Origin of the sequence: Pseudomonas sp. MF6776 (genome assembly GCF_016613125.1) — a bacterium.
GTDB classification, from domain to species: Bacteria; Pseudomonadota; Gammaproteobacteria; order Pseudomonadales; family Pseudomonadaceae; genus Aquipseudomonas; species Aquipseudomonas iridis.
This window is the reverse complement of sequence record NZ_JAENSQ010000006.1, coordinates 192,160-217,664: the sequence shown is the minus strand read 5'-3', so window position 1 is coordinate 217,664 and position 25,505 is coordinate 192,160. Positions and strand designations below refer to the sequence as shown.

21 protein-coding genes are annotated in these 25,505 nt (G+C 60.8%); 12 read left to right on the top strand and 9 right to left on the bottom strand.

Annotation, left to right across the window (positions count from 1 at the left end; genetic code table 11):
• Nucleotides 1-2: 2 nt before the first annotated feature.
• From JJD74_RS09520 to exaC, 3 genes are all read right to left on the bottom strand, one after another.
• Entirely contained in the window at nucleotides 3-1,397 is a 1,395-nt protein-coding gene (locus JJD74_RS09520; protein WP_042561271.1) for an ethanolamine ammonia-lyase subunit EutB, read from the bottom strand.
• Nucleotides 1,398-1,449: 52 nt separating this feature from the next.
• Nucleotides 1,450-2,901: an ethanolamine permease gene (eat, locus tag JJD74_RS09515; protein ID WP_042561270.1), complete on the bottom strand. Its 1,452-nt coding sequence runs from the start codon at nucleotides 2,899-2,901 to the stop codon at nucleotides 1,450-1,452.
• A 210-nt stretch (nucleotides 2,902-3,111) separates the two neighbouring features.
• A complete protein-coding gene (gene exaC, locus JJD74_RS09510) occupies nucleotides 3,112-4,632 on the bottom strand; it encodes an acetaldehyde dehydrogenase ExaC (RefSeq protein ID WP_042561269.1) in 1,521 nt (506 codons plus the stop codon).
• A gap of 301 nt (nucleotides 4,633-4,933) precedes the next feature.
• Here exaC and JJD74_RS09505 point away from each other — a divergent pair, with 301 nt between their 5' ends.
• From JJD74_RS09505 to JJD74_RS09490, 4 genes are all read left to right on the top strand, one after another.
• Complete coding sequence (locus JJD74_RS09505; protein ID WP_200613258.1) at nucleotides 4,934-6,838, top strand: sigma-54-dependent Fis family transcriptional regulator; 1,905 nt, start codon at nucleotides 4,934-4,936, stop codon at nucleotides 6,836-6,838.
• A gap of 157 nt (nucleotides 6,839-6,995) precedes the next feature.
• Nucleotides 6,996-8,345: a UDP-N-acetylmuramate:L-alanyl-gamma-D-glutamyl-meso-diaminopimelate ligase gene (gene mpl, locus JJD74_RS09500; RefSeq protein WP_042561268.1), complete on the top strand. Its 1,350-nt coding sequence runs from the start codon at nucleotides 6,996-6,998 to the stop codon at nucleotides 8,343-8,345.
• The gene (gene ubiX / locus JJD74_RS09495; RefSeq protein ID WP_042561267.1) at nucleotides 8,342-8,989 is read left to right on the top strand and encodes a flavin prenyltransferase UbiX; all 648 of its coding nucleotides are present in this window, start codon (nucleotides 8,342-8,344) and stop codon (nucleotides 8,987-8,989) included. Before mpl ends, ubiX begins: the two co-directional genes overlap by 4 nt.
• Entirely contained in the window at nucleotides 8,982-9,266 is a 285-nt protein-coding gene (locus JJD74_RS09490; protein ID WP_200613255.1) for a YceK/YidQ family lipoprotein, read from the top strand. Before ubiX ends, JJD74_RS09490 begins: the two co-directional genes overlap by 8 nt.
• Before the next feature lie 191 nt (nucleotides 9,267-9,457).
• On the opposite strand, the gene JJD74_RS09485 is transcribed toward JJD74_RS09490, so the two are convergent.
• The 3 genes from JJD74_RS09485 to JJD74_RS09475 all read right to left on the bottom strand — a co-directional run bounded on the left by JJD74_RS09485 (nucleotide 9,458) and on the right by JJD74_RS09475 (nucleotide 12,420).
• Nucleotides 9,458-10,099, bottom strand: coding sequence for an oxidoreductase (locus JJD74_RS09485; protein WP_200613252.1), 642 nt, complete (start codon nucleotides 10,097-10,099; stop codon nucleotides 9,458-9,460).
• 27 nt (nucleotides 10,100-10,126) lie between these two features.
• Nucleotides 10,127-11,854 (bottom strand): C13 family peptidase, encoded by a 1,728-nt coding sequence (locus JJD74_RS09480; RefSeq protein ID WP_047303611.1) that lies wholly within the window; start codon nucleotides 11,852-11,854, stop codon nucleotides 10,127-10,129.
• Nucleotides 11,855-11,964: 110 nt separating this feature from the next.
• The gene (locus tag JJD74_RS09475; protein ID WP_042561263.1) at nucleotides 11,965-12,420 is read right to left on the bottom strand and encodes a MaoC family dehydratase; all 456 of its coding nucleotides are present in this window, start codon (nucleotides 12,418-12,420) and stop codon (nucleotides 11,965-11,967) included.
• 180 nt (nucleotides 12,421-12,600) lie between these two features.
• On the opposite strand from JJD74_RS09475, the gene JJD74_RS09470 reads away from it, so the two are divergent.
• The 3 genes from JJD74_RS09470 to JJD74_RS09460 are packed head-to-tail and all read left to right on the top strand — an operon-like array spanning nucleotide 12,601 to nucleotide 14,280.
• On the top strand, nucleotides 12,601-12,963 hold the full coding sequence (locus JJD74_RS09470; RefSeq protein WP_042561262.1) for a CidA/LrgA family protein: 363 nt from the start codon (nucleotides 12,601-12,603) through the stop codon (nucleotides 12,961-12,963).
• The gene (locus JJD74_RS09465; protein ID WP_042561261.1) at nucleotides 12,963-13,679 is read left to right on the top strand and encodes an LrgB family protein; all 717 of its coding nucleotides are present in this window, start codon (nucleotides 12,963-12,965) and stop codon (nucleotides 13,677-13,679) included. Before JJD74_RS09470 ends, JJD74_RS09465 begins: the two co-directional genes overlap by 1 nt.
• Before the next feature lie 10 nt (nucleotides 13,680-13,689).
• On the top strand, nucleotides 13,690-14,280 hold the full coding sequence (locus JJD74_RS09460; RefSeq protein WP_200613249.1) for an LON peptidase substrate-binding domain-containing protein: 591 nt from the start codon (nucleotides 13,690-13,692) through the stop codon (nucleotides 14,278-14,280).
• Nucleotides 14,281-14,289: 9 nt separating this feature from the next.
• Here JJD74_RS09460 and JJD74_RS09455 read toward each other — a convergent pair whose 3' ends face one another.
• The 3 genes from JJD74_RS09455 to JJD74_RS09445 all read right to left on the bottom strand — a co-directional run bounded on the left by JJD74_RS09455 (nucleotide 14,290) and on the right by JJD74_RS09445 (nucleotide 20,412).
• Nucleotides 14,290-17,799, bottom strand: a complete 3,510-nt coding sequence (locus JJD74_RS09455; RefSeq protein WP_325166974.1) for a calcium-binding protein — start codon at nucleotides 17,797-17,799, stop codon at nucleotides 14,290-14,292.
• Between the two features lie 488 nt (nucleotides 17,800-18,287).
• On the bottom strand, nucleotides 18,288-19,604 hold the full coding sequence (locus JJD74_RS09450; protein WP_200613233.1) for a bifunctional DedA family/phosphatase PAP2 family protein: 1,317 nt from the start codon (nucleotides 19,602-19,604) through the stop codon (nucleotides 18,288-18,290).
• A gap of 112 nt (nucleotides 19,605-19,716) precedes the next feature.
• Nucleotides 19,717-20,412, bottom strand: a complete 696-nt coding sequence (locus tag JJD74_RS09445; RefSeq protein ID WP_042561257.1) for a DNA-3-methyladenine glycosylase — start codon at nucleotides 20,410-20,412, stop codon at nucleotides 19,717-19,719.
• 177 nt (nucleotides 20,413-20,589) lie between these two features.
• Here JJD74_RS09445 and JJD74_RS09440 point away from each other — a divergent pair, with 177 nt between their 5' ends.
• From JJD74_RS09440 to mrdA, 5 genes are all read left to right on the top strand, one after another.
• Nucleotides 20,590-21,861, top strand: a complete 1,272-nt coding sequence (locus tag JJD74_RS09440; protein WP_200613230.1) for a glutamate-5-semialdehyde dehydrogenase — start codon at nucleotides 20,590-20,592, stop codon at nucleotides 21,859-21,861.
• Nucleotides 21,830-22,552 carry a nicotinate-nucleotide adenylyltransferase gene (gene nadD / locus JJD74_RS09435; RefSeq protein WP_042561255.1) on the top strand — a complete coding sequence of 241 codons (723 nt, stop codon included), beginning with the start codon at nucleotides 21,830-21,832 and terminating at the stop codon, nucleotides 22,550-22,552. Before JJD74_RS09440 ends, nadD begins: the two co-directional genes overlap by 32 nt.
• Before the next feature lie 72 nt (nucleotides 22,553-22,624).
• Nucleotides 22,625-23,119 (top strand): ribosome silencing factor, encoded by a 495-nt coding sequence (gene rsfS, locus JJD74_RS09430; RefSeq protein ID WP_042561254.1) that lies wholly within the window; start codon nucleotides 22,625-22,627, stop codon nucleotides 23,117-23,119.
• A gap of 9 nt (nucleotides 23,120-23,128) precedes the next feature.
• Nucleotides 23,129-23,596, top strand: a complete 468-nt coding sequence (gene rlmH, locus JJD74_RS09425; protein ID WP_007937439.1) for a 23S rRNA (pseudouridine(1915)-N(3))-methyltransferase RlmH — start codon at nucleotides 23,129-23,131, stop codon at nucleotides 23,594-23,596.
• Nucleotides 23,597-23,606: 10 nt separating this feature from the next.
• Nucleotides 23,607-25,502 carry a penicillin-binding protein 2 gene (gene mrdA / locus JJD74_RS09420; protein ID WP_042561253.1) on the top strand — a complete coding sequence of 632 codons (1,896 nt, stop codon included), beginning with the start codon at nucleotides 23,607-23,609 and terminating at the stop codon, nucleotides 25,500-25,502.
• Nucleotides 25,503-25,505 lie beyond the last annotated feature (3 nt).

The window sequence follows — 25,505 nt, the reverse complement described above, 5'->3', positions numbered from 1 at the left end:
GCTCATCCCAGTTGCGCCAGGGCCTGGCGGAAGGCCGGCGGCAGGTTGTTGCCGAAGCGGACCTTACCGTCCGCCTGGGTGAAGATGCCCATGTTCGCCAGCCACTGTTCAAATTCCGGGGCTGGTTTCAGGCCCAGCGTCTGGCGCGCGTAGAGCGCGTCGTGGAACGAGGTGGTCTGGTAGTTGAGCATGATGTCGTCGGAGCCGGGGATGCCCATGATGAAGTTGATCCCCGCCACACCGAGCAGGGTCAGCAGGGTGTCCATGTCGTCCTGATCGGCTTCGGCGTGGTTGGTGTAGCAGATGTCGCAACCCATCGGCACGCCGAGCAACTTGCCGCAGAAGTGGTCTTCGAGGCCGGCGCGGATGATCTGTTTGCCGTTGTAGAGGTATTCCGGGCCGATAAATCCTACGACGGTGTTCACCAAAAACGGCTTGAAATGTCGCGCCACGGCGTAGGCTCTTGTCTCGCAGGTCTGTTGATCGACGCCGTGGTGGGCGTTTGCCGACAGGGCGCTGCCTTGCCCTGTTTCGAAATACATCAGGTTTTGCCCGAGGGTGCCGCGGTTCAGGCTTAATCCGGCGTCGTAGCCTTCCTGCAACACATTCAGGTTGATGCCGAAACTGGCATTGGCCGCCTCGGTGCCGGCGATCGACTGAAATACCAGATCCAATGGCACGCCACGGTTGATCGCCTCGATGGAGGTCGTGACGTGGGTCAGCACGCAGGCCTGGGTCGGGATGTCGTAGCGCTGGATGATCGCGTCGAGCATTTCCAGCATCGCGCAGATCGAGGCGATGCTGTCGGTGGCCGGGTTGATGCCGATCATCGCGTCGCCGTTGCCGTACAGCAGGCCGTCGAGAATGCTCGCGGCGATGCCGGAGGGCTCGTCGGTGGGGTGATTCGGTTGCAGGCGGGTCGACAGGCGCCCGTGCAAACCGAGAGTGCCGCGAAACTTTGTGACCACGCGGATCTTCTGCGCCACCAGCACCAGATCCTGAACGCGCATGATCTTCGACACGGCGGCGACCATTTCCGGGGTCAGGCCGGGGGCAAGGGCGCGCAGACTTGTTTCGTCAGCGGCGTCGCTGAGCAGCCAGTCGCGAAAACCACCGACGGTGAGGTGGCTGACCACGGCGAAGGCCGGTTTGTCATGAGTGTCGATGATCAGCCGGGTGACTTCATCGGCTTCGTAAGGAATCAGTGCTTCCTGTAGGAAATGTGTCAGCGGGATGTCGGCCAGCGCCATTTGCGCGGCCACGCGCTCGCCGTCGTTGAGAGCGGCAACACCCGCCAGAAAGTCCCCGGAACGCGCCGGGCTGGCCTTGGCCATGACGTCCTTGAGGCTGTCGAAGCGGTAGGTCTGGGCGCCAACCGTGTGAGCGAAACTCGCCATACAGAATTCTCCGTGACGGCGCAGGTCTGTCCTGCGCCGTGGTTTTCGGCAGTCAGTGCAGGGCTTTTTCAGCGTTCTGAATCGCCGCGAATTCTTCTTCCGGCGTACCTGCTACCAAGTGATGTCGACTGTAGAAAGCAAAGTAAGCAATTAACACTCCATAGATGATAGCGGCGCCGATCACGACCCGTGGGTCGACCAGGAACCCCGCGATGACGGCGATGCAAGCCAGCACCAGCGCCACGCCGGAGGTGAAAATGCCGCCAGGCGTGCGGTACGGCCGATCCATTTTGGGGCGGCGGATGCGCAGCGTGATGTGCGCCGCCATCATCAGTACATAGGAAATGGTCGCGCCGAACACCGCTACCAGAATCAGCAGGTCGCCCTGGCCGGTCAGCGACAGACCAAAACCGATGATCCCTGGAATGATCAGCGCCAGCACTGGCGCCTTGCTTTTGTTGGTCTGGGAGAGTTTTCGTGGCAGGTAGCCTGCGCGCGACAAGGCGAAAATCTGCCGCGAGTAGGCATAGATGATCGAGAAGAAACTGGCGATCAACCCGGCCAGGCCCACGAGATTGACGAAACCGCCCATCCAGGTCGAGCCGCCATAGGCTTTGCTCAGCGCTTCAACCAGCGGGTTGCCCGACGTCAGCAGCGAATTGGCACCCGCACCACCAGGCCCGACGATCAGGATCAGCAGGGCAAAGGCCAGCAGCACCAGCATGGCGCCGATGAGTCCGCGTGGCAGGTCACGTTTCGGGTTTTTGGTTTCTTCGGCAGCCAACGGCACGCCCTCAACGGCGAGGAAAAACCAGATCGCGTAAGGAATCGCCGCCCAGACGCCGACATAGCCGAACGGCAGGAAAGGGCTGGCGCCGGCAGCACTGGTCACCGGGATGTCGAGCAGGTTGGCGACGTCGAAGTGCGGCACCATCGCCACCAGGAACACGCCGAGCGCCAGTGCGGCGACGGCAGTGATGACGAACATCAGCTTCAATGCTTCGCCGACCCCGAAGATGTGGATGGCGATAAAAATGATGTAGAACGCCAGATAAATCATCCAGCCGCCGATGCCGAACAGCGACTCGCAATAGGCGCCGATGAACACGGCAATTGCGGCGGGTGCGATGGCGTATTCGATGAGGATCGCGGTCCCGGTCAGGAAGCCGCCCCACGGGCCGAACGCGCTGCGGGCAAAGCCGTAGCCGCCACCGGCGGTGGGAATCATCGAGGACAGTTCGGCCAGGGAAAAACACATGCACAGATACATGGTGGCCATCAGCAGCGTCGCGAGGAACATCCCGCCCCAACCGCCCTGCGCCAAGCCGAAGTTCCAGCCTGCATAGTCGCCTGAGATCACATACGCGACACCCAGCCCCACCAGCAGAACCCAGCCGGCGGCGCCTTTTTTCAATTCGCGTTGTTGGAAGTAGTCCGAGCCGACTTTTTCAAAGTCGACGGATGAGCCGGTCGCCGGAGCGCCAGCGGGGGATTCGATAGGCATAGGGTGCACCATTTTTATTGTTTTATTGGCCCAGTTGCAGAGCCAGGGACCGTGGGTTGAATCGCACATCGCTTTCGCGAGCAGGCTCGCTCCCACACTGGATGTGTGTCGGGTCGAGCATTGCGGGGCACGCAATTCCCTGTGGCAGCGAGTCTGCTCGCGAAAGCGGTCGAAAGGGCGAGCCAGGAACACCTGCCTCGCCCTGATGCTTTAGAAGAAGCCCAGCGGATTGATGTCGTAGCTCACCAGCAGGTTCTTGGTCTGCTGATAGTGATCGAGCATCATTTTGTGGGTTTCACGACCAACGCCGGACTTCTTGTAGCCGCCGAACGCGGCGTGCGCCGGGTACAGGTGGTAGCAGTTGGTCCAGACGCGACCGGCCTTGATCGCCCGGCCCATGCGGTAGGCGCGGTTGATGTCGCGGGTCCACAGGCCGGCGCCGAGGCCGAACTCGGTGTCGTTGGCGATGGCCAGGGCTTCGGCTTCGTCCTTGAACGTGGTGATGCTCACCACCGGGCCGAAGATTTCTTCCTGGAACACGCGCATCTTGTTGGTGCCTTTGAGCAAGGTCGGCTGGATGTAATAGCCGGTCGACAGATTGCCCTCGAGTTTTTCCACTTTGCCGCCGGTCAGCAGCTCCGCGCCTTCGCCCTTGGCGATTTCCAGGTAGGACAGGATCTTGTCGAATTGCTGCTCGGACGCCTGGGCGCCAACCATGGTGTCGGTGTCCAACGGATCGCCACGTTTGATTTGCAGGACTTTCTTCATCACGACGGCCATGAACTCGTCGTAGATCGATTCCTGAACCAGTGCGCGAGACGGGCAGGTGCAGACTTCGCCCTGGTTGAAGAACGCCAGCACCAGACCTTCGGCAGCTTTCTCGATGAAGGTTGGTTCGGCCTGCATGATGTCTTCGAAGAAGATGTTCGGCGATTTGCCGCCCAGTTCCACGGTGGACGGAATGATGTTTTCAGCAGCGCATTTCATGATGTGCGAGCCAACCGGCGTCGAGCCGGTAAAGGCAATCTTGGCGATGCGTTTGCTGGTCGCCAGCGCTTCGCCGGCTTCTTTGCCGAAGCCCTGCACAACGTTCAGCACGCCCGGCGGCAGCAGATCGCCGATCAGTTCGACCAGCACGGAAATACCCAGCGGCGTTTGCTCGGCAGGCTTGAGCACCACGCAGTTTCCCGCCGCCAGCGCTGGCGCGAGTTTCCAGGCGGCCATCAGGATCGGGAAGTTCCACGGGATGATCTGGCCGACTACGCCCAGTGGTTCATGGATGTGATAAGCCACGGTGTTGCCGTCGATTTCGGCTGCGCTGCCCTCCTGCGCGCGGATGCAACCGGCGTAGTAGCGGAAGTGGTCGGCAGCCAGCGGGATATCGGCATTTAGGGTTTCGCGGATGGCTTTGCCGTTGTCCCAGGTTTCGGTGATCGCCAGCAGTTCGAGGTTCTGTTCGATACGGTCGGCGATTTTCAGCAGGACCAGCGAACGCGCCTGCACCGAGGTTGCACCCCAGGCGTCAGCGGCGGCGTGGGCGGCATCCAGTGCCTTGTCGATGTCTTCGGCAGTGGAGCGGGGGAATTCGGCAATCGGTTGGCCATTGACTGGCGAAGTGTTGGTGAAGTACTGACCTTTGACAGGCGCGACGAACTCGCCGCCGATGTAGTTACCGTACTTGCTCTTGAACGAGACTTTGGCGCCTTCAGTACCGGGGTGAGCGTAACGCATGATGATGTTCTCCTTGGCTTTGTACTTATTAGAGAAACGCGCAAGTGCGCTTGCTATAAGCGTAGAGCAAAGGTCGGGCCACCGCCGTGCGGGTCATGTAAATCAAGGCGTTGCGTGGTTTGTGTCGGACGGGCGGATCGCAGCTGTGACGGTTTCGGTACAGGCTGAGTGACAGTTTGTACCGCTTTTGGCACAGCCAGTGACCGGGCAGTCTTGCCAGCATTGCAAACGCTGGTTGGCTGGAGGATGCTGGGCGTCACCTCAGCATTGGGCCGTCGAGCTTCGGGGAGAACAATAAGAAATGCACAACAATCATTTGAGTCGCCATGCCCAACAGGTGCTCACCGTTACCCAGGGCAAACCGCATCTGCACGGGCCGGGAGCCGATCCGTCGATAGCCCGGTCGTGGCTGCGCTGTGTTGAGGACTATCACCTCGACCCAGCGCTGAGCATGGCGCCTACCGTGCTCGAACATGGGCGCGTTCTTGAAAGCCGCGAGCGCCTGCAACAGGTGTTGCAGATTGCCGGCAATGAAATGAGCAGCCTGCATCAGCAACTCTCCGGTGCCGGACACGCGGTGCTGCTGACCGATGCCCGTGGGGTGATCCTCAACTGCGTTACCGCGCCGGCCGAACGCAAGATTTTCGAGCGTGCCGGCCTCTGGCTCGGCGCCGACTGGAGCGAAGCCTGTGAAGGTACCAATGGCATCGGCACTTGCCTGGTCGAACGCCAGGCGCTGACCATTCATCAGGATGAACATTTCCGCGGGCGCCACACCGGCCTGACCTGCTCGGCGAGCCCGGTGTTCGATCCGCACGGCGAATTGCTGGCGGTGCTTGATGTGTCCTCGGCACGTCACGACGTCTCGCGGCAGAGCCAGTTCCACACCATGGCGCTGGTCAATCTGTCGGCGAAGATGATCGAGAGCTGCTACTTCCTGCGCTGTTTCGATAATCAATGGTTGCTGCGCTTTCATTTACAGGCCGAGTCCGTCGGGCTGTTCAGCGAAGGGCTGCTGGCATTTGATGGAGAAGGGCGGATCAGTGCAGTCAACCAGAGTGCGCTGAACCTGCTTGGGCACATCCGCGGTGGATTGCTCGGTAAACCTGTCGAGGCGTTTTTCGATTGTTCGCTGGATGAATTGCTCGGTCGTGCGAGTGCCAATGCCAGCGCGAGTTGGCCGTTACGCACCCGTGACGGGCGAAATCTGTTTGCGGTGTTGCGCGGCGAGTCGCGCAAAACGACGCCGATCATGCCCGCGTCGGTCGTGGCGCACGCTCCGCGCCTGTCGGGGATTTGTCTCGGTGACGCGGCGTTGCAGGCCGATTTTCGCAAAGCCCTGCGGGTTTTCGAGCGTGATGTGCCGCTGTTGATCAATGGTGAAACGGGCTCCGGCAAAGAGGCTTTCGCCAAGGCTGTGCATCAGGCCAGTCAGCGCGCGAGCAAAGCCTTCGTTGCCCTCAATTGCGCGGCGATTCCTGAAAGCCTGATCGAAAGTGAGCTGTTCGGCTATCGCGGAGGCAGTTTTACCGGCGCGCGCAAGGACGGCATGCGCGGCAAACTTCAGCAGGCCGATGGCGGCACATTGTTCCTTGATGAAATCGGCGACATGCCGCTGGCCTTGCAGACCCGTCTCTTGCGAGTGCTTGAGGACCGGCAAGTGGTGCCGATCGGCGGCGAGCCGGAAGCTGTCAACGTGCGGATCATCAGTGCGACTCACCGCAATCTTCTGGAACGAGTCGAGAACGGCAGTTTTCGCGAGGATCTGTATTACCGGCTCAACGGCCTGGAAGTGGCGTTGCCGGCGTTGCGTGAGCGCAGTGATAAATCGCAGCTACTGGATTTTCTGCTGGCCGAAGAGGCGGGCGGCGACGTGGTGGTGATTGATGAGCCGGCGCGTCAGGCGTTGTTGGCGTTCAACTGGCCGGGGAATGTGCGGCAGTTGCGCAACGTCCTGCGCACGCTGGCGGCGTTGTGTGATGAGGGGCGGATCGGTCTGGAGGATTTGCCGGCGATGATTCGGCAGGTGCGGCCACAGGTGTTGGAGGTTTGCTCATCCGAACATCCGCTGGAGGATGCCGAGCGGTTGGCGTTGCTGAATGCCCTGGAACAGCAACGCTGGCATATGACGCAGACGGCGCAGCAGCTTGGGGTCAGTCGCAATACCCTCTATAGAAAGCTGCGTAAACACGGGATTGCCCGCTAAACCGCGCCGCACCGTTCGCGAGCAGGCTCGCTCCCACAGGGTTAGCGCCAACCTTGTGGGAGCGAGCCTGCTCGCGAAGGCGTCGGCAAAGGCGAAACACAAGGTGCGATTTCCCCCTCCCTACGCTAACCTGCGGCCATGTTTTACGAGGTCGACTATGCACATTCATATTCTGGGTATCTGCGGGACTTTCATGGGCTCGATGGCGGTTCTGGCCAAAGAGCTGGGCCATCACGTGACCGGCTCCGACGCCAACGTCTATCCGCCGATGAGCACGCAGCTCGAGGCCCAAGGCATTCAGCTGACGCAGGGCTACGATCCGGCTCAGCTCGATCCGGCGCCGGATCTGGTGGTGATCGGTAATGCCATGTCGCGCGGTAATCCGGCGGTGGAATATGTGCTGAACAAAGGCCTGCCGTACGTCTCTGGCCCGCAGTGGCTGGCTGATCACGTGCTGCAAGGTCGCTGGGTGCTGGCCGTTGCCGGCACCCATGGCAAAACCACCACCAGCAGCATGCTCGCCTGGGTGCTGGAGCACGCCGGCATGAGCCCGGGTTTCCTGATCGGGGGCGTGCCGCAGAACTTCTCGGTGTCCGCACGTTTGGGCGGTACGCCGTTTTTCGTGATCGAGGCCGACGAGTACGACAGCGCTTTCTTCGACAAGCGTTCGAAGTTCGTGCACTACCGCCCGCGCACCGCGATCCTCAACAATCTTGAGTTCGATCACGCAGACATCTTCCCCGATTTGCCGGCCATCGAACGGCAATTCCACCATTTGGTGCGCACCATCCCGAGCGAAGGCCTGGTGATCCATCCGACCACCGAGCCTGCCTTGCAGCGGGTAATCGAGATGGGCTGCTGGACCCCGGTGCAAACCACCGGTGCTGGCGGTCAGTGGCAGGTCAAATTGCTCAGCGAAGACGGCTCGGCCTTTGAAGTGATGTTCGAAGGTGTGTCCCAGGGCACGGTCGAGTGGGAATTGACTGGCCAGCACAACGTCGCCAACGCCCTTGCTGCGCTGGCGGCTGCGCGTCATGTGGGGGTGGTGCCGTCGATGGGCATCGCCGGGTTGAGCGCGTTCAAGAACGTCAAACGCCGGATGGAAAAAGTCGCGGAAGTGCGTGGCATCACCATCTACGACGATTTCGCCCATCACCCGACGGCGATCGCCACCACGCTTGATGGCCTGCGCAAGCGCATCGGTGATGCACCGTTGATCGCGATCATCGAGCCACGCTCCAACTCGATGAAACTCGGCGCGCACCGTGACGGTTTGCCGGACAGCGTGAACGATGCCGATCAGGTGATCTGGTACGCCCCGGCCAACCTTGGCTGGGATCTGGCCGCCACCGCTGCGCTGTGCAAGGTGCCGTCGATTGTCAGTGATACGCTGGAAGGCATCATCGAACGCGTGAAAAGCCAGGCTCAGCCCGGCACTCACGTGGTGATCATGAGCAACGGCGGCTTCGGCGGCCTGCACGGCAAACTCGCCGAGGCGCTGCAATGAACACTTTTGCGCAGAACGGCGGCCCGGAGCGCATCACGCTGGCGATGACAGGTGCATCAGGCGCGCAGTACGGTTTGCGCCTGCTCGATTGTCTGGTGCGGGAAGATCGCGAGGTGCACTTCCTGATCTCCAAAGCCGCGCAACTGGTGATGGCCACCGAAACCGACGTCTCGCTGCCGCCCAAACCGCAGATGATGCAGGCGTTCCTGACCGAATACACCGGGGCCGCCGCCGGGCAGATCCGCGTGTACGGCAAGGAAGACTGGATGTCGCCGGTGGCCTCGGGCTCTGGCGCGCCAGCGGCGATGGTGGTTGTGCCGTGCTCGACCGGGACGCTGTCGGCCATCGCGACGGGTGCCTGCAACAACCTGATCGAACGCGCAGCCGACGTCACCTTGAAGGAACGTCGCCAGTTGATTCTGGTGCCGCGCGAGGCGCCGTATTCAAGCATTCATCTGGAGCACATGCTCAAACTGTCGAACATGGGCGTGACGATTCTGCCGGCCTCACCCGGTTTTTATCATCAGCCGCAGACTATCGATGACCTGATCGATTTCGTCGTCGCGCGGATTCTCAATCTGCTGGGCATCCCGCAGGACATGCTGCCACGTTGGGGTGAGCATCATTTGAGCAGCGATGAATAAGCTGCTGGTGATTGTGCTGGCGCTGCAACTGGCCGGGTGCGCCACTGTGCGCACGCTGGACGCGGCCAAACCTGGGGCGCCATTGGTGTATTCCGGCACGCGGCTGGATTTGTATGCGTTGAATGGCGGGTGTTGTGCGATGGATCGATTCGGTGCCGAGGCGCCGAGTTATCCGGGTATGGACCTGCCGGCGAGTGCTTTGCTGGATACGCTGCTGTTGCCGTTGTCGCTACTGACCGTGATCGGCGTGGGGTTTCAGGCGACTGGCGGGATGTAAAGATCAAAAGCTCCTACAGGGTGAAATTAAGATCCATGTAGGAGCTGCCGAAGGCTGCGATCTTTTTCCCCGGGAGTGCTGCGCACTCCATCGCCAGCAGGCTGGCTCCCACAGGTTTCTCGTTGGCCACGAATATTGTGTTCACTGAGGATCAGTGTGGGAGCCAGCCTGCTGGCGATAGCGATTTCAGATTATTTGCCCAGTTTCCTCAGTTCATCCGATTCGATCACCCGAACCCCATCCTGCTCCTCCAGCGCCAGCCGCCACATTGCCCGGGCCAGTTGGCACGCTTCGATTCCCCGGTATTTACCCGGAATCAATTTCGAAAATGGCGCAGCCAACTGCTCGCCCAGGCGTGGTTCGGAACGTTCGCCCAGCAACAGCGACGGCCGGCAAATGGTCAGTTGCGGCCAGTCTTGCGCGCGCAGTGCCTGCTCCATTTCACCTTTGACCCGGTTGTAGAAAACCGACGATTTCGGATCGGCGCCGATGGCGCTGATCACGATCAGATGCCGCGCACCCATCTCCCGCGCGCGCTTGGCAAACGCCACCACCATGTCCAGATCGACTGCGCGAAACGCCGCTTCGGAGCCGGCCTGCTTGATGGTGGTGCCGAGGCAGCAATAGGCGATGTCGACGCGACCGCTGAGCTGCGGCAGAAAGGCCTGTGGGTCGCCGACCGGGTTTTCCAGGTGCGGATGCTCGGCCAGTGGCCGACGGGAGGGGGCGAGGACGCGAGAAATCGTTGGCTCGTTGAGCAAACGGTCAAGTAGATGTTCACCGATCAAACCGGTGGCTCCGGCAAGCAATACGTGCTGAGGCGTCAAGTACATAGTGTCTCTCCCTTGATACTGTTCAGCTTAGTTGCTCTTTATCGCTCCGTCGTTCAACGCAGCACTTTGCAAAGCTTTTCGCGCTTGCTGTTTACGCAGTTGCTGCCAGTGCGACAGCACGGTTTTCGGTGCCCAGATCTGCGGCTCCGAGGCTTCGAAATTGTCCGCCAGTTCACGCTCGGCGACGGTGGCCCTGGCCAGTTTGAAGGCTTGCTCCAGATCGTCGGTCTGGTTCAATGCCTGGGCGAACAGCGCATCGCCGAAGTAGGTGAAGTTGGCTTCTTCGGAGCAACCGAAGGACACGCGATCTGCGCGCGAGGCGGTCATGATCAGCGTGCGTTCGTCTTTGAGCGCCGGGATGAAACCGCCGGAGTAACACGCGGAAATCACGATGATCTTGTCGCGGTTTTTCAGCGGCGCGAGCACGGCGGCGAGTTCGTCGGCGGGCAGGTCGGCCAGTTCCATGCGCGGCTGGTCGAGCACCAGCTCATGTTCGGCGGTGCCGTGGCTGGTCAGGTAGATGAACAGCAAATCTTCCGGACCGCTGCGTTCGGCCAGGGTCAGTGCAGCACGGCGCAGGTTCTCTCGAGTGGCCATCGGTCGGTCGCCGAGGTGGTCGCGGTGGTTGACCAGACGAATCTGGCCGTGCGCGCCGAAACGCGTATTGAGCATGTTGGCGACGTAGTCGGATTCGCGCAGGAACACGCTCTGCTTGCCGTCGCCGCCGAGGGTCAGGGTGTACAACTCGACCGCAGGCGTCGAGGGCGGAATCGCCGCCAATGCCTCATCAAGCAAACGGCCCTGAGCGAGCAAGCCGAGTTCGAGGGTGTCGGGCAGCAATTTGCCATCGGCATCACGCACACGCTGACCGTTGATCCAGGTGCCGCTCATGACACTGCCGTCGGTGAGCACCAGCGTGCCGCGCCCCGAATAACTGTCGTTGTCGAATCCGCCGATATAAAAGCTGCCATCGGACAGGTTCAAGCGACCCTGACCGCTGAAGCGCCAGTCGCTGAACGAACCGATGTAATGGCTACCGTCGGCGCCTATCAATTCGCCCTTGCCGGTCAGCGCGCCTTCCTTGAACTGGCCCAGCCAGACATCGCCGTCGGCGTTTTCGTAGCGGCCCTTGCCGTGCAGTTGGTTGTTCTTGAAGCCACCGACATAGATGTCGCCGTCAGCGCTGTTGAACGTACCGTTGCCTTCAAGCTGACCGTTGACGAAATGGCCGGTGAACGAGTTACCGCTGGAATCACCGCGCTGGCCTTCGCCATTGGGTTTGCCGTGGGCGAACTGGCCTTGATAAGAGCTGCCGTCATCCATTTCGAGACGGCCGAGCCCGGAATATTGATCCGCCTTGAATTCGCCACGGTAGGTCATGGCGTTTTCTTTCAACGTGCCTTCGCCGTCACGCCGGCCCTGTTTGAAGCCGCCGGTGTAACTGCTGGCATTGGTGGTCAGGCTGCCCTGACCGTCGAACAAACCTTGCTGGAACTGGCCGCGATAGATCTCGCCATTACTGCCATGCCATTCGCCCTGCCCATGCCACTGCCCCTTGTCGAACTGCCCGGCGTACCAGCTGCCGTTGGGGTAGTCGACACGTCCCTGACCTTGCAGCAAGCCATCGACCAACTCGCCGCGATAGCGTCCGCCGTCCGGCAGGCGCGCATCCGGGGGCAACAGCGATTCGCCGTCGCCGCAAGCGGCAAGCAACAGGGTCAAGGCAAGGGGTGCAAGACAAGCGAGTGAGCGCATAGCGGGATCCGGGCAATTAGGCGACCGAGTATGCCGCAGCTATGTGACCTTATACAGCCGCTCAGGGGAAGCAGATGCGAAACAGCGTGCGCCGCTTCGCATCCCGGCGCTTAAACGAAGCAGAGCGACAGCGGTTCGGCGATGTAGGCCGGTTTGTCCGAGCCTTCTATCTCAAGTGTCGCGGTGGCTTTGAGCAGCCACTGGCCAGGTTTCTTCTCGGTCACTTCAACCATGTCGACCTTGAGTCGGACTTTCGAATTGACCTTCACGGGCTGGATGAAACGCACACTGTCCAGACCGTAGTTGACGACCATCTTCACGCCTTCGGGCAGGATCAGGATGTCTTCCATCAGTTTGGGCATTAGTGACAACGACAGGAAACCGTGGGCAATGGTGCTGCCAAAAGGCGTTTGCGCGGCTTTGACCGGGTCGACGTGAATGAACTGAAAATCACCGGTGGCTTCGGCGAACAGGTTGATGCGTTCCTGATCGATGGTGAGCCATTCGGAACGTCCGAGTTCCTTGCCGACATAATCTTTGAGCTCTGCAACTGGAACATAGGGCATTGAGACTCTCCTTGGGTTCATCTGTTTTATAGTTTTTCAGGTGGGGGATTTGACCGCCCTGCGAACCACTGTAGATCATCATGGCAATTTGCTCAGGTCAACCGACCATGCTTTTGGCGAATGCCGATCCATAGCGCGGGCATGCTTATAATGCCGGGCGCTTTTTGTCGGAGATGTCAGATGTTGTTACGTGGCCTGACCCTGCTGGTGCTGTTCCAATTGCTCGGCACGGCACTCAATCATTTGCTCTTGCCGGTGCTGCCGGGGCCGATCATCGGTCTGCTGCTGTTGCTGGTATTCCTGATTATTCGCGGTGAAGTCGGCGAGCCGTTGAATCTGGCGGCCGGCAGCCTGTTGCGTTATCTGCCGTTATTGCTGGTGCCGCCCGCGGTGGGCGTGATGGTGTACGCCACGGCGATTGCCGCCGATTTCTGGGCGATTGTCGGTGCGCTGGTGGTGTCGCTGATTCTCTCGATGGCCTTCGCCGGTGTGCTGATGCAACGCCTGGCCAAGCGTCACGCACAGCCGTCGGAGGAGTCCTGATGCTCTTTGATTGGCACGGCGCCTGGGCGTCGGTGATTCACCATCCGCTGTTCGGCATCGGCATCACCCTTGGTGCCTATCAACTGGTGCTGGCGGCGTTCGAGAAAACGCGCTGGATCTTTTTGCAGCCGGTGCTGGTCTCCATGCTGTTGGTGATCGGTGTACTGGTCGGCTGCGGCCTGACGTACGCCGAGTACCGCAAGAGCACCGAGATCCTCAGCATTCTGCTCGGCCCGGCGACGGTAGCGCTGGCGGTGCCGCTGTATCTCAATCTGCGGCGCATTCGCCAATTGTTCTGGCCGATTTTTACTACGCTAGTGATAGGCGGCGTGGTCGCCACGGGCATGGGCGTCTTGCTGGGGTGGTGGTTCGGCGCTGATCACATGATCCTGATGACCATGGCGCCGAAGTCAGTGACCTCGCCGATTGCGATGCTGGTGGCCGAGCAGATCGGTGGCGTGGCGGCGCTGGCGGCGGTATTCGTGCTGATCACCGGGGTCATCGGTGCGATCTTCGGCCCGGCGCTGTTGACCCGCCTCGGCGTGCACAGCCCCGAAGCACGCGGCATGGCGCTGGGCATGACCGCGCATGCCGTCGGCACGGCGGTGGCGATGCAGGAGAGTGATGAGACCGGCGCCTTCGCGGCGTTGGCAATGAGTCTGATGGGCGTGGCCACGGCGGTGTTCCTGCCGTTGGCGGTGTCGATGGTGGTGTAAGGAAATGTCTATGAGTCTGGCGCTTTTTCCGTTGAACACAGTGCTGTTTCCCGGCTGCAACCTCGACCTGCAGATCTTCGAGGCGCGCTACCTGGACATGATTGGCCGCTGCATGAAACAGGGTGGCGGCTTTGGCGTGGTGTGCATTCTCGATGGCCTTGAAGTCGGTATCGCTCCCGCGGGTTACGCGCTGGTGGGGTGTGAAGCGCGGATCACCGATTTCCAGCAGCAGGAAAACGGCTTGCTGGGCATTCGCGTACAAGGCGGGCGGCGTTTCCATGTGTTGCGCACCGAAGTGCAGCGCGACCAGTTGATCCTCGCCGACGTCGAGTGGCTGGACGATGAACCCGAGCAACCCTTGCAGGACGAAGACGCCGATCTGGTGGCGCTGCTCAAGGCGCTGGCCGAGCACCCGATGGTCGAGGCGTTGAACATGGGCACCGAGGCGCACGGCCAGCAGTCATTGGCCAATCAGCTGGCCTACCTGCTGCCATTCGCCGAAGAAGACAAGATTGACCTGCTGCAACTCGACGATCCGCAGCAGCGACTGGATGCTATCCAGGCGCTGCTCGATGAACTGCAAGGTGAGTTGTTCGCGTGATGGTCGTTTTTATTTGCCTGGGACGCGCGGCAAGCTGATCGATTCAAGATCGATGCTGAGGTCTTCGGCGGCGATGCGGTAACCCGGCGGGTTGTCGACGCTCCAGTAATCGTGCGTGGCGTTGTACAACACGTTCGCGCCGACAGCCTTGTCGGTGAAGATATTGCGAACCCTGACCACCCCCGCCAATTGCTGGCGTTTGCGGTGTGCCCCGAGGTCTTCACTTAACGCTTTGACGCTGCTGTAAGCCTGCGCATTGACTTCGTGCAGTTGCAGCATTTCGAACACAAGGTTGATTTCATAGACATTGCCGCTGGAGGTGACTACATGAACCGACTCGACCGGAACATCAGCGGCTTCGATGTTGGGTAGCGTGATGATGACGGTTCCCACATGCAGAGTCGTGCCCTCCAGGCGTATCTCGTTGCCCGTGATCGTTTCCTTCATGTTTGCGGTGTGAATCGTCCAGCTCGAGGCATTCGCGGTTTTCGCCTCGGCACCTGGTGTTGCCAGGCTGATCATCGCGTTGCTGGCAGGGAAGACTTCGTACTCGGCACTCTGACCTTGCAGTGCGTAAATGCCTTGAGGTGTGTCTGCCTTGATCTCGATCCTGGCGTTATGCGCCGGGAGCAAGCTCTGCTCGGTGATCCTCGGCGCGTGGAAGAAATAGTGCCCATGGCGCAGTTTCAGGCAGTCGCGAGCATTTTTTCCCTGCAAGCCTGCGCGTTTTACGTCCTGCGCATACTCCAGCCTTGGCGCAACCAACCGGCAGGATTTGCCATCACGGAAGACCAGCACGACCTCATTGGCCATGTGCAAGCCATTGGTGAGAATGCCACTACCGCTATTGAATGTGGCGGCGTGTCGCTCGCTGATGACACCGACGAAGTTGATCACCCGGTTGGGAATGAACAGGCTCAGGTTGATGTTGCTGTAAATGAGTGACGAATAGCCCGACACCCCATGGCGGACATCAATGTTGTAGTTGATGTACGTGTCGCCCACGTCTGCATGGTTACAGTCGAGATAAACGGTGGTAGCCGTCTTCTGGGCGGCAGTTGCGTCGAAGACGATCTTGCCATCGCCCTGGGGGACGAAATATTGCCTGGGGCTGGTGTTGGCGATCTGCACTTTTCCGCCATTGAGGATGCCCAGGGCGGGTGGTTGCCGGCCCGCTACAGTCAGCGCCACCTGCACGTCATGGTCGTCGGCGTCATTGAGCGAGGCGGGCAGGACCGGGAGCAGTTCATAACCGTCGCGGGTCTTGAACAGCAGTTGCTGATGGTTGATCAAGCGCTGGCTGTCCAGTTCCCGGTAAACGTTTTCGACGGTCAGGACGTGCTCGGGCAGCTCGCCATCTTCGCCGCGCAAGGAACGCACCACCAGTGACGTGCCGATGACCTGCCAGCGCTGAATGGTCGCCAGCGGCCAGTCGAACTCGATCAGGCTTGACTGCCCGGCATCCTCGATAATGGTTACCTCCGCGCTGCTGGCGGTGATGAAGTAACGATCCCTGCCGGCGCCGCCGTTCACGCGGCAGTGGGTACCACGGATGAGGATGGTGTCGTCGCCTGCGGCGGCGTCCACTGTATCCATGCCGTTGGCGCTAATCCGATTGGCAACGTCACTGCCGGTAACCCGACTCGCGCCTGCGGTCAATGTCGAGACGTTCTCGATGCCAGTAGTCTGGGCAACCTTGATCAAGGTGTCCGTCGCCCCGGCGCCGCGCAAGCTGACTTCGCCGCTGTGCAGATTGACCTCGTAACCTTGCTGGCGAGTATCCGTGGCAGGACGCCTGGAGGTGAAGGAGAGCAGGTCGGAGCCTTCGCCCCCGTCAAGATTGCTGATGGCTGCCGGTGGCAATTCCCGGTCCAGTTCGGCGTGGGTCACCTCGTAGTGGAATTCGTCGGCCTTGTCGCCGCCAACGAGGTTTTTTGCGTCTGCGCGATAGATGAAGAAATTCGATTTGGCCTTCACGCCGGTGATCGTGTCCTCGCCATCCCCCAGGCGCCACAGGATGCCCTTGTCGTCTCCCAGGGTGCCCGTCACCACGCCGCCAAGATTCTGCGGCAGACCATCGCGGGCATCGATGACATCGGCGGTTTCCTGCACCACCGGTTCATGGCTGATCTTGAACGGTTGTTCGCCCGCGCCCGCATTCCATTGGTGCTTCCAGAGTTTCACCGGTTGCAGGCTGACGCTGTAACTGCCGTTGATGACCTGCTCGACGTAGTCGCGGTAGGCGCCGTCCAGCAACTCTCTGGCGGAGCGCTCGACCTGCCGACTGTGGTCGCTCTGGGTCTTGGCAACTTTGTAGCGATCCAGCACGTCCTGGTCGAGCTCCTTGCGCACGCTGGCGAACCAGCCGGAGCGCAGCCGTTCGTGCGCGCTCAATTCGATGTAGTCGTCGATATCGTCAACGATCCGCGCAGCGCGGTAGATCTCCGCACCCAGCACCAGCACACCCGCCGCCAGAATGCCCACGGGACCTGCGATGTTGCCGAAGCCGGCCAGCGCCGCGAGGCCGAGGATAATACTGACCCCGGCACTGGCCGCGCTCAGCGCGCCGCCGACGTAGTGATCCTGGGCTTCCTTGCCCTGGGCCGCCGCCGCAGCGTTGAATGATTTCACCGCGCCGATCACATCGAAGGGCAGGGTGATGGCGCTGGCGAACAAGCCGGCACCGCGGCCCAGTACCTTGCCCGCCGACGTCGTGGAGAAACGCTGGAAAACCACTCCGTTGCTCTTGAGCATCGCTTCGCCGGTCTTGCTCAGGCCACGCTCGATGATCAGTGAGCCAAGCTCCGTGCCAACAGCTCCGGCGTTGAACGCGGCTTCGCCCCAGTCGCCGGTCTTGATCGCGTCCGCGATCCCGGCCATGCCGCTGTAGATTCCGTAAGCCTGCAGGCCGACCCCCGCGCCATTGAAAATGGAGCTTCTGGTTTTGCTGACCCACGTGGGCCAATGGCTAGCGTCGTCGACGCGCTGAATATCGATTTTCTGCGCGGCATTGACCAGTCTGCCGAAGCGCTCCATCGGGCTGCCAGGCGCCAGCGGCTCGGCGGCGCTGAACACTGGCGGCGCACCGATGGAGCGTTTGCACGCAAGTTCGAAGAAGAAGCTGGCAGTGGTGTTGTCCGCCTGCGCGACAGATTTGATCCGGGCCTCGACGGTGTCCGGGTTGAAGCCCAGTGCGTCGAGAAACGCCTGGTCGGGTGTCTTGAGGTTCGTGTTGTCTGCGCTGATCGCATGCCCGGCGATTGTGGCGCCCATGGCCTGAAGCTCGACACGGGTGATGGCGAACTCACCGATGCGCAAGGCGCCCAAGCGTTTGTCGAGCGATCTGAGTGTGCGCGAAGAGGGTTTTTCGGCTCCATCGGCTGGCGATTCATGAATGCCCGGCGGCGTTGCGCTCTGGCCCGTCGCAGGCTTTTGCAGATCGCTCGGCGCGTGGGTCGGTGTGACGTGAATGACTGGCTCAGGTGTTATCGGCCTGGCGGCGTCTATAGGTGTTGGCACAATTCAATCCTTTGAATGGTTGCTGTGAAGTGGCGGCTAAGTGCCGGCGTGTTGCAATCGGTAAACTCCCTTTTTCCGCCAAAACAATGTCTTCGACGCATGCGACCTGGTCGTCCGGTGCGCGGGTTTTTGGGCGCATGAAATCCTTGTCGATCATTTAATTGTTTGAAACTGAAAGTCTGGTCGCAGGCACATGAAGTGTTGTCGAGATGTCATTGAACGACATTGATTGTTCATGATGCTTTTGAGCGATAACTCAGGAAGTTCGCGCACCAATCTAATTGAATAGTGAAATTGTGAAAGTGCCGAAGTTGAATTTGCCCCATTGATATGTAACGCGGTTTTTATACGCAAGTTAATGCGCCGCCAAGTGCGTGAATGAATAGTTGCCGACAGGCAGACAACAACGCTCTCCGGGGCTGGCCAGGAGAGCGAAGAATGACGCTGAGACGAAATTATGTCCGATGGCGCCGAAGGGCTCGGCGTCGTCAGTAGGCGTATCGCACCAGGGTATGGGGCAGATGGCGCAAAGCAAAAAAGCTGAACAACGCCACCAGCGCTGGCAGAACCAGCCACCAGACTTTGAATGGCATGGCGTTCAACGGGGTTTTGCGCTGGCTCAACCACAACGCCGCCGCGCACACGCAAGACGCCAGCATGGCGCCGGCCAGTATGTCGGTCGGCCAATGCGCGCCCAGATAGACCCGCGACAGGGCAATCGACAGCGCGGGTATGCAAGCGATCAGCAACCAGGTCAGGCGCAGGCGTGGCGGTTGCCCGCGCCCGGCCAGCACGCCGAGGGTCAGGAACAGCGCGAACGCGCCCGATGAATGGCCGCTGGGCATGCTGAAGCTGGTAATAGGGTCGGTCAGCACTTCCGGGCGTACACGGGCGAAAAACTGTTTGGTCGCGGTGTTCGCCAGTGCGGTGACGAGCAGGGTGCCGCCAGCGAAAATGGCGTGGCGCCACTGTCGGCACAGCAGCAACAGGCCAGTCAGCAGGGCGCTGAACATCAGCATGTTGCGGAACTCACCGATCAAGGTGAAGGTGACCGCGATTTCATCCAGCACCGGTTGGCGATGTTCCTGCACCAGCGTCATCACGCCCTGATCGAGTGCCGTCAGGTACGGAAAGCCGATGAACAGGCCAACCAGAATCAACAGGCTCATGCTGCTGATCCAGACCGTTGCGCGGCGATGGCGGCGCAGGCTGCTGTTGACACTGAGGCCGACCATCGCCGCGATGCTGCCGGCGACGATCCCCGCTTCCAGCCAGAAACCTTCGGGCAATGGCAGACGGAATGCGGCGCCCGTGGCCCAGCCCGGCAGCAGATAGGCTAGTGTCCAGCCGGCCGTGGCCAGCAAACTGACGGCGGCGAAGCGGGGGAAGGGCATGTCGCACATGCCGGCGACCATCGGAAGCATCGGTCGCAGCGGCCCGATGAAGCGCCCGACCAGCAGGCTGGCGATGCCGTAACGTTGGAAATAGCTTTCGGCACCGCTCATCCATTCAGGATGATGGCGCAGCCCCGGCAGTCTGCGGATGTTCTGGTGGAAATGCCGACCGACGAAGTACGAGACCACATCGCCGAGAATCCCGCCAAGAAAACCCAGCAACAGGGTTTCGCTCAACGACAGTGCGCCGCTGCCGGCCAGCACCGCAACGGCAAACAGCAACACCGTGCCGGGCACGATTAAACCGGCAATTGCCAGGCATTCGACAAAAGCCACAATGAACACCGCGACGGCCAGCCACTGTGGGTTGGCCGCCAGCCACCCGGTCACGCTATCGAGCCATGGGCCCATACCAAAAACTCCATTTCATTGATTGCCCCCTCCAGGAGCTGCGCAGGCTGCGATCTTTTGATCTTCAAAGCGAAAGATCGCAGCCTTCGGCAGCGCCTACAGGGGTTTTTATTTACAGCAGGAAATAGTCCCGACCTTCGACCTGGCCCCGGCGCAGCGGGTTCCGCGTACACCATTGCGCGTAGGCGGCGTCGACGAAGCGGTACATCAGGTGTTCGTCACGGCCAGGGGGAATACCCAAGCGCGTAGTCTGAATGATGTGCGCGGGCGCCGGTCCGGTATCTTCTACCAGCAACCGCTCATGATCAAAACGCCTGGCGTCCCACATCGGCACCTTCAAACCCAGCGCCTTGCACAATAAGGTCTGCCCGGCGCAGAGCTTCTGCGATGGCCGCGGCCGACCTTGCGCATCAGGATTGTTCAACAGCATCTGCGCCAGACTCGCCGGGCCGCTGATTTCATCGACCCACGGATAAGCCGATTTGATCAGTACGGCATTGCCCGGCCCCTGCGCGCTGAAGTTCAGCGAATCGCCGCCACGTGCGTAATACATATAGATGTGGCCACCATCCAGAAACAAAGCCTTACGCTTTTCTGTATAGCCGAGTGACGCATGGCTGCCTTTTTCCGCGCAGTAATAGGCCTCGGTTTCGATGATTCGCGCACTCAGCCACAGATCACCGACCCGATGGCGGATGACTTTGCCGAGCAGATCCCGCGCCAGTGTCTGAGCGTCACGGTCGAAAAAACTGTCCGCGAGCCCTTGTGGCAGGCGTTCGGCTTGGCTGGCAACGGTCAGGTCGGACATGGCATGCAACGTTTATCCAGGCTGAAGAGGTCGCGATAATAACAATTTCAGTCTTAATTCCCGCTGAACGTTGGCAATTTGTAGTCCATTTCGACCATCCGCCCGTCACCGCTGTTAGTCCCGGGACGCGACAGCTATAATCTGCCGCTTTCCTCTTTGCCAAGACCCCAGCAGACCATGACTGAGTCCGTTCTTGACTATATGACCCGATTGGGTCGCGCCGCCCGCGAAGCTTCCCGGGTCATCGGCCGTGCCAGCACCGCGCAGAAAAACCGCGCCTTGCAGGCTGCGGCCAATGCACTGGATGCGGCTCGCGCCGAGCTTGCGGCAGCCAATGAACAGGATCTGGCCGCCGGTCGCGCCAGTGGTCTGGAACCGGCATTGCTGGAACGTCTGGAGCTGACCCCGGCGCGCATCGACGGCATGATTGTCGGCCTGCGTCAGGTGGCTGCGCTGCCGGATCCGGTCGGTGCGATCCGTGACATGAGCTTTCGCCCGTCGGGGATTCAGGTCGGCAAGATGCGCGTGCCGCTGGGTGTGATCGGAATCATCTACGAATCCCGGCCCAACGTGACCATCGATGCCGCCAGCCTGTGCCTGAAGTCCGGCAACGCGACTATCCTGCGTGGTGGCTCCGAGGCGATTCATTCCAATCGTGCGATTGCCGCGTGTATCCAGCGCGGTCTGGCCGAAGCCGAACTGCCCGCCGCCGTCGTGCAAGTGGTCGAAACCACTGATCGCGCCGCCGTTGGCGCGATGATCACCATGCCAGAGTATGTCGATGTGATCGTACCGCGCGGTGGTCGTGGCCTGATCGAGCGCATCAGTCGCGATGCCCGTGTGCCGGTGATCAAGCATCTGGACGGCATCTGCCACGTTTACGTCAGTGCCCACGCCGATCTGCCCAAAGCCCAGCGCATCGCGTTCAACGCCAAGACTTACCGTTATGGCATCTGCGGGGCGATGGAGACCTTGCTGGTCGATCAATCGGTTGCCAAGGATTTCCTGCCGTCGATGGCAGCGCAGTTCCGCGAAAAAGGCGTCGAGCTGCGTGGCTGCGAGCGCACCCGGGCGATCATCGACGCCGTGGCGGCCAGTGAAGACGACTGGAATACCGAGTATCTGGCGCCGATCCTGTCGATCCGCGTCGTTGATGGGCTGGACCAGGCGATCGAACACATCAACCATTACGGCTCGCACCACACCGACTCGATCGTCAGCGAAAACCTCGCTGACACCCGGCGGTTTGTGGCTGAAGTCAACTCGGCGTCGGTGATGATCAACACCCCGACCTGCTTCGCCGATGGATTTGAATACGGATTGGGTGCCGAGATCGGCATTTCTACTGATAAGCTGCACGCCCGCGGCCCGGTGGGCCTCGAAGGACTGACCTGCGAGAAGTACATCGTGGTCGGTGATGGCCAGTTGCGCGGCCAGGCGACGGTCTGACTTGACCGACCTCGACCTGACAACGCCGCCGCCCGGCAATGAGACCCGCCCTCTGCGCATTGGCGTCCTGGGTGGTACGTTCGATCCGGTGCACATCGGCCATTTGCGCGGTGGGCTGGAAGTCGCCGAAGCGCTGGGGCTGGATGAGTTGCGTTTGATGCCGAGCGCGCGCCCGCCGCATCGCGGCACGCCGCAGGTGTCGGCGCAGGATCGGTTGGCGATGGTCGAGTGCGCGGTGGCCGGAGTGCCGCCGCTGGTGGTGGATGCCTGCGAATTGCAGCGGGACAAACCGTCCTACACCATTGATACCCTGGAGTTGATGCGTGCCGATATGGCCGCCGAGACCCAGGTTTTTCTGCTTTTGGGCTGGGACGCATTTTGCGGCCTGCCCACTTGGCATCGCTGGGAAGAGTTGCTCCAGCATTGCCACATCCTGGTGCTACAGCGCCCGGACGCCGACAGCGAACCGCCGGATGCCTTGCGCAACCTGCTGGCAGCGCGTTCGGTGAGCGACCCGCTGGCCCTGAAAGGGCCGAGCGGACAGATTGCATTCGTCTGGCAGACACCGCTCGCGGTCTCTGCCACCCAGATCCGTCAACTGCTGGCCAGCGGTAAGTCGGTACGTTTCCTGGTGCCCGACGCGGTCCTGGCCTACATCGATGCGCACGGTCTATACCGTGCGTCGAACTGAACAAGGCGTGCTTAACTGATACGAATCCACGTGTCGCCAAGCCGCCGAATATATGAGCAAAACGAGTTTTATATGACTGACAAAGATCTACCTAAAGTAAAACGTAAAGGCACATTCAAAAGCGCTCCGTTGCCGGAAGTGGCCAACACCAACGAGCCGCTCAAAGGCGACGAACTGGTCAAGCTTGCTGTTGCAGCTCTTGAAGACGTCAAGGCGCAAGACATCCAGATCATCGATGTTCGCGACAAGCAGAGCATCACTGACTACATGATCATCGCCACCGGTACTTCCAATCGCCAGATCAACGCGATGCTGGACAAGGTTCGCGAAGAAGTCAAAAAGCAGGGCGCCAAGCCGCTGGGCGAAGAAGGCAAGGGCGACAGCGACTGGGTGCTGCTCGACCTCGACCTGGTGATCGTGCACATGATGACCGCCTCGGCGCGTCAGTTCTACGACCTGGAGCGCCTGTGGGCCGGTGCCGAGCAAAGCCGTGCGGCAGACGCCAAGCACCACAGCCCGGAAAACACCCACGAGCATTTCACCAAGCTCAACAAAGACCAGCTGTAAGGGATTGCTGTGCGACTGCGACTGATCGCCGTCGGTTCACGCATGCCCAAGTGGGTGGAAGAAGGCTGGCATGAATATGCCAAGCGTCTTCCGTCCGAGCTGGCGCTGGAACTGGTGGAAATACCGCTCAATACCCGTGGCAAGAATGCCGACGTGGCCCGTTTCATCCGCCAGGAAGGCGAAGCCATGCTGGCCAAGGTCGGGCCGAACGAGCGGGTTGTCACGCTGGAAGTCCACGGCAAACCCTGGAGCACCGAGCAGCTTGCGGTCGAACTCGACCGTTGGCGGCTGGATTCGCGCACGGTCAACTTCATGGTTGGCGGCCCCGAGGGGCTGGCGCCGGAAGTCTGCGCCCGCGCTGATCAGCGCTGGTCGTTGTCGCCGCTGACCTTGCCGCATCCGCTGGTGCGGATCCTCATCGGCGAACAGCTGTACCGTGCCTGGACCGTGCTGTCCGGTCACCCTTACCACAAGTAATCCTGCCCTCATGTCTCAGCCGATCCGCATCAAGGACCACGAAAAGGACGCACGCCTGGTGCGTAGCCGCGTCGTGTTCGGGGCCATTGCAGTCGTGCTGTTGATCTGCGTGTTGATTGCGCGGCTGTATTACTTGCAGGTGATCCAGTACGAGTACCACTCGACGCTTTCGGAAAACAACCGAGTTCACGTGCAGCCGATTCCGCCGACCCGTGGGCTGATTTTCGACCGCAACGGCGTGGTGGTGGCGGACAACCGGCCGAGCTTCAGCCTGAGCATGACCCGCGAGCGCTCCGGCGACTGGCAGCAAGTGCTCGACGTGATCGTCGAAGTGCTGGAACTGACGCCAGAAGACCGGGTGATATTTGAGAAGCGTATGCGCCAGGGGCGCCGGCCGTTCGAGCCGGTGCCGATCCTGTTCGAACTCAGCGAAGAACAGATCGCCCGCATCGCGGTGAACCAGTTCCGTCTGCCGGGCGTGGAAGTCGTTGCGCAACTGGTCCGTCACTATCCGCAGGGCGCGCATTTTGCGCACTCGGTGGGTTACATGGGGCGGATCAACGAGAAAGAGCTCAAAAGCCTCGATCCGGTCAACTACAGCGGCACCCACCACATCGGCAAGACGGGCATCGAGCGTTTCTACGAGCCTGAGCTGCACGGGCAGGTGGGTTACGAAGAAGTCGAGACCAACGCTCGCGGCCGCGTTCTGCGCGTGCTCAAGCGTACCGATCCGATTCCCGGCAAGGACATCGTCCTGAGTCTGGACATCAAATTGCAGGAAGCCGCCGAAGCCGCACTGGGTGGTCGTCGTGGTGCGGTGGTTGCACTGGATCCGAAAACCGGCGAAGTGCTGGCGATGGTCAGTCAGCCGAGCTTCGACCCGAACCTGTTCGTCACCGGCATCAGCTTCAAGGCGTACGCCGAGCTGCGCGATTCCATCGACCGGCCACTGTTCAACCGCGTACTGCGCGGTCTGTATCCGCCGGGTTCGACGATCAAGCCAGCCGTGGCGATCGCCGGCCTCGATTCGGGTGTGGTGACCGCGTCGAGCCGGGTGTTCGACCCGGGCTACTACATGCTGCCCAACTACGATCACAAATACCGTAACTGGAACCGCACGGGTGACGGCTTCGTCGACCTCGACATGGCGATCATGCGCTCCAATGACACCTACTTCTATGATCTGGCCCACAAGCTCGGTATTGATCGGTTGTCGGCCTACATGAACAAGTTCGGCATTGGTCAGAAGGTTTCGCTGGACATGTTCGAAGAATCACCCGGCCTGATGCCTTCCCGCGAGTGGAAGCGCGCGACCCGCAAACAGGCGTGGTTCCCGGGCGAAACGCTGATTCTGGGGATCGGCCAGGGCTACATGCAATCGACCCCGCTGCAGTTGGCTCAGGCCACGGCGCTGGTGGCGAACAAAGGCGTGTGGAACCGGCCGCACCTGGCCAAATCCCTCGATGGGGTGAAGCCGGTGGACGAAAATCCGATACCGGACATTATCCTGCGCGATCCGTCCGACTGGGCCAAGGTCAACCACGGCATGCAGCAAGTGATGCACGGCGCCCGAGGTACCGCGCGTAAAGCGGCCATTGGCGCGCAATACCGTATCGCCGGCAAGTCGGGTACGGCCCAGGTCGTGGCGATCAAGCAGGGCGAGAAGTACGACCGTTCCAAGGTTCAGGAACGCCATCGTGACCACGCCTTGTTCGTCGGTTTCGCTCCGGCCGATGACCCGAAAATTGTTGTTTCGGTAATGGTCGAGAACGGTGAGTCCGGTTCCGGCGTCGCCGCGCCCGTGGTACGTCAGATCATGGACGCCTGGCTTCTGGGTCAGGACGGACGTTTGAAGGCCGAATACGCCAGCCCAATCAGTTCGGAGGCTACGGCCCGTGATGAATAACTT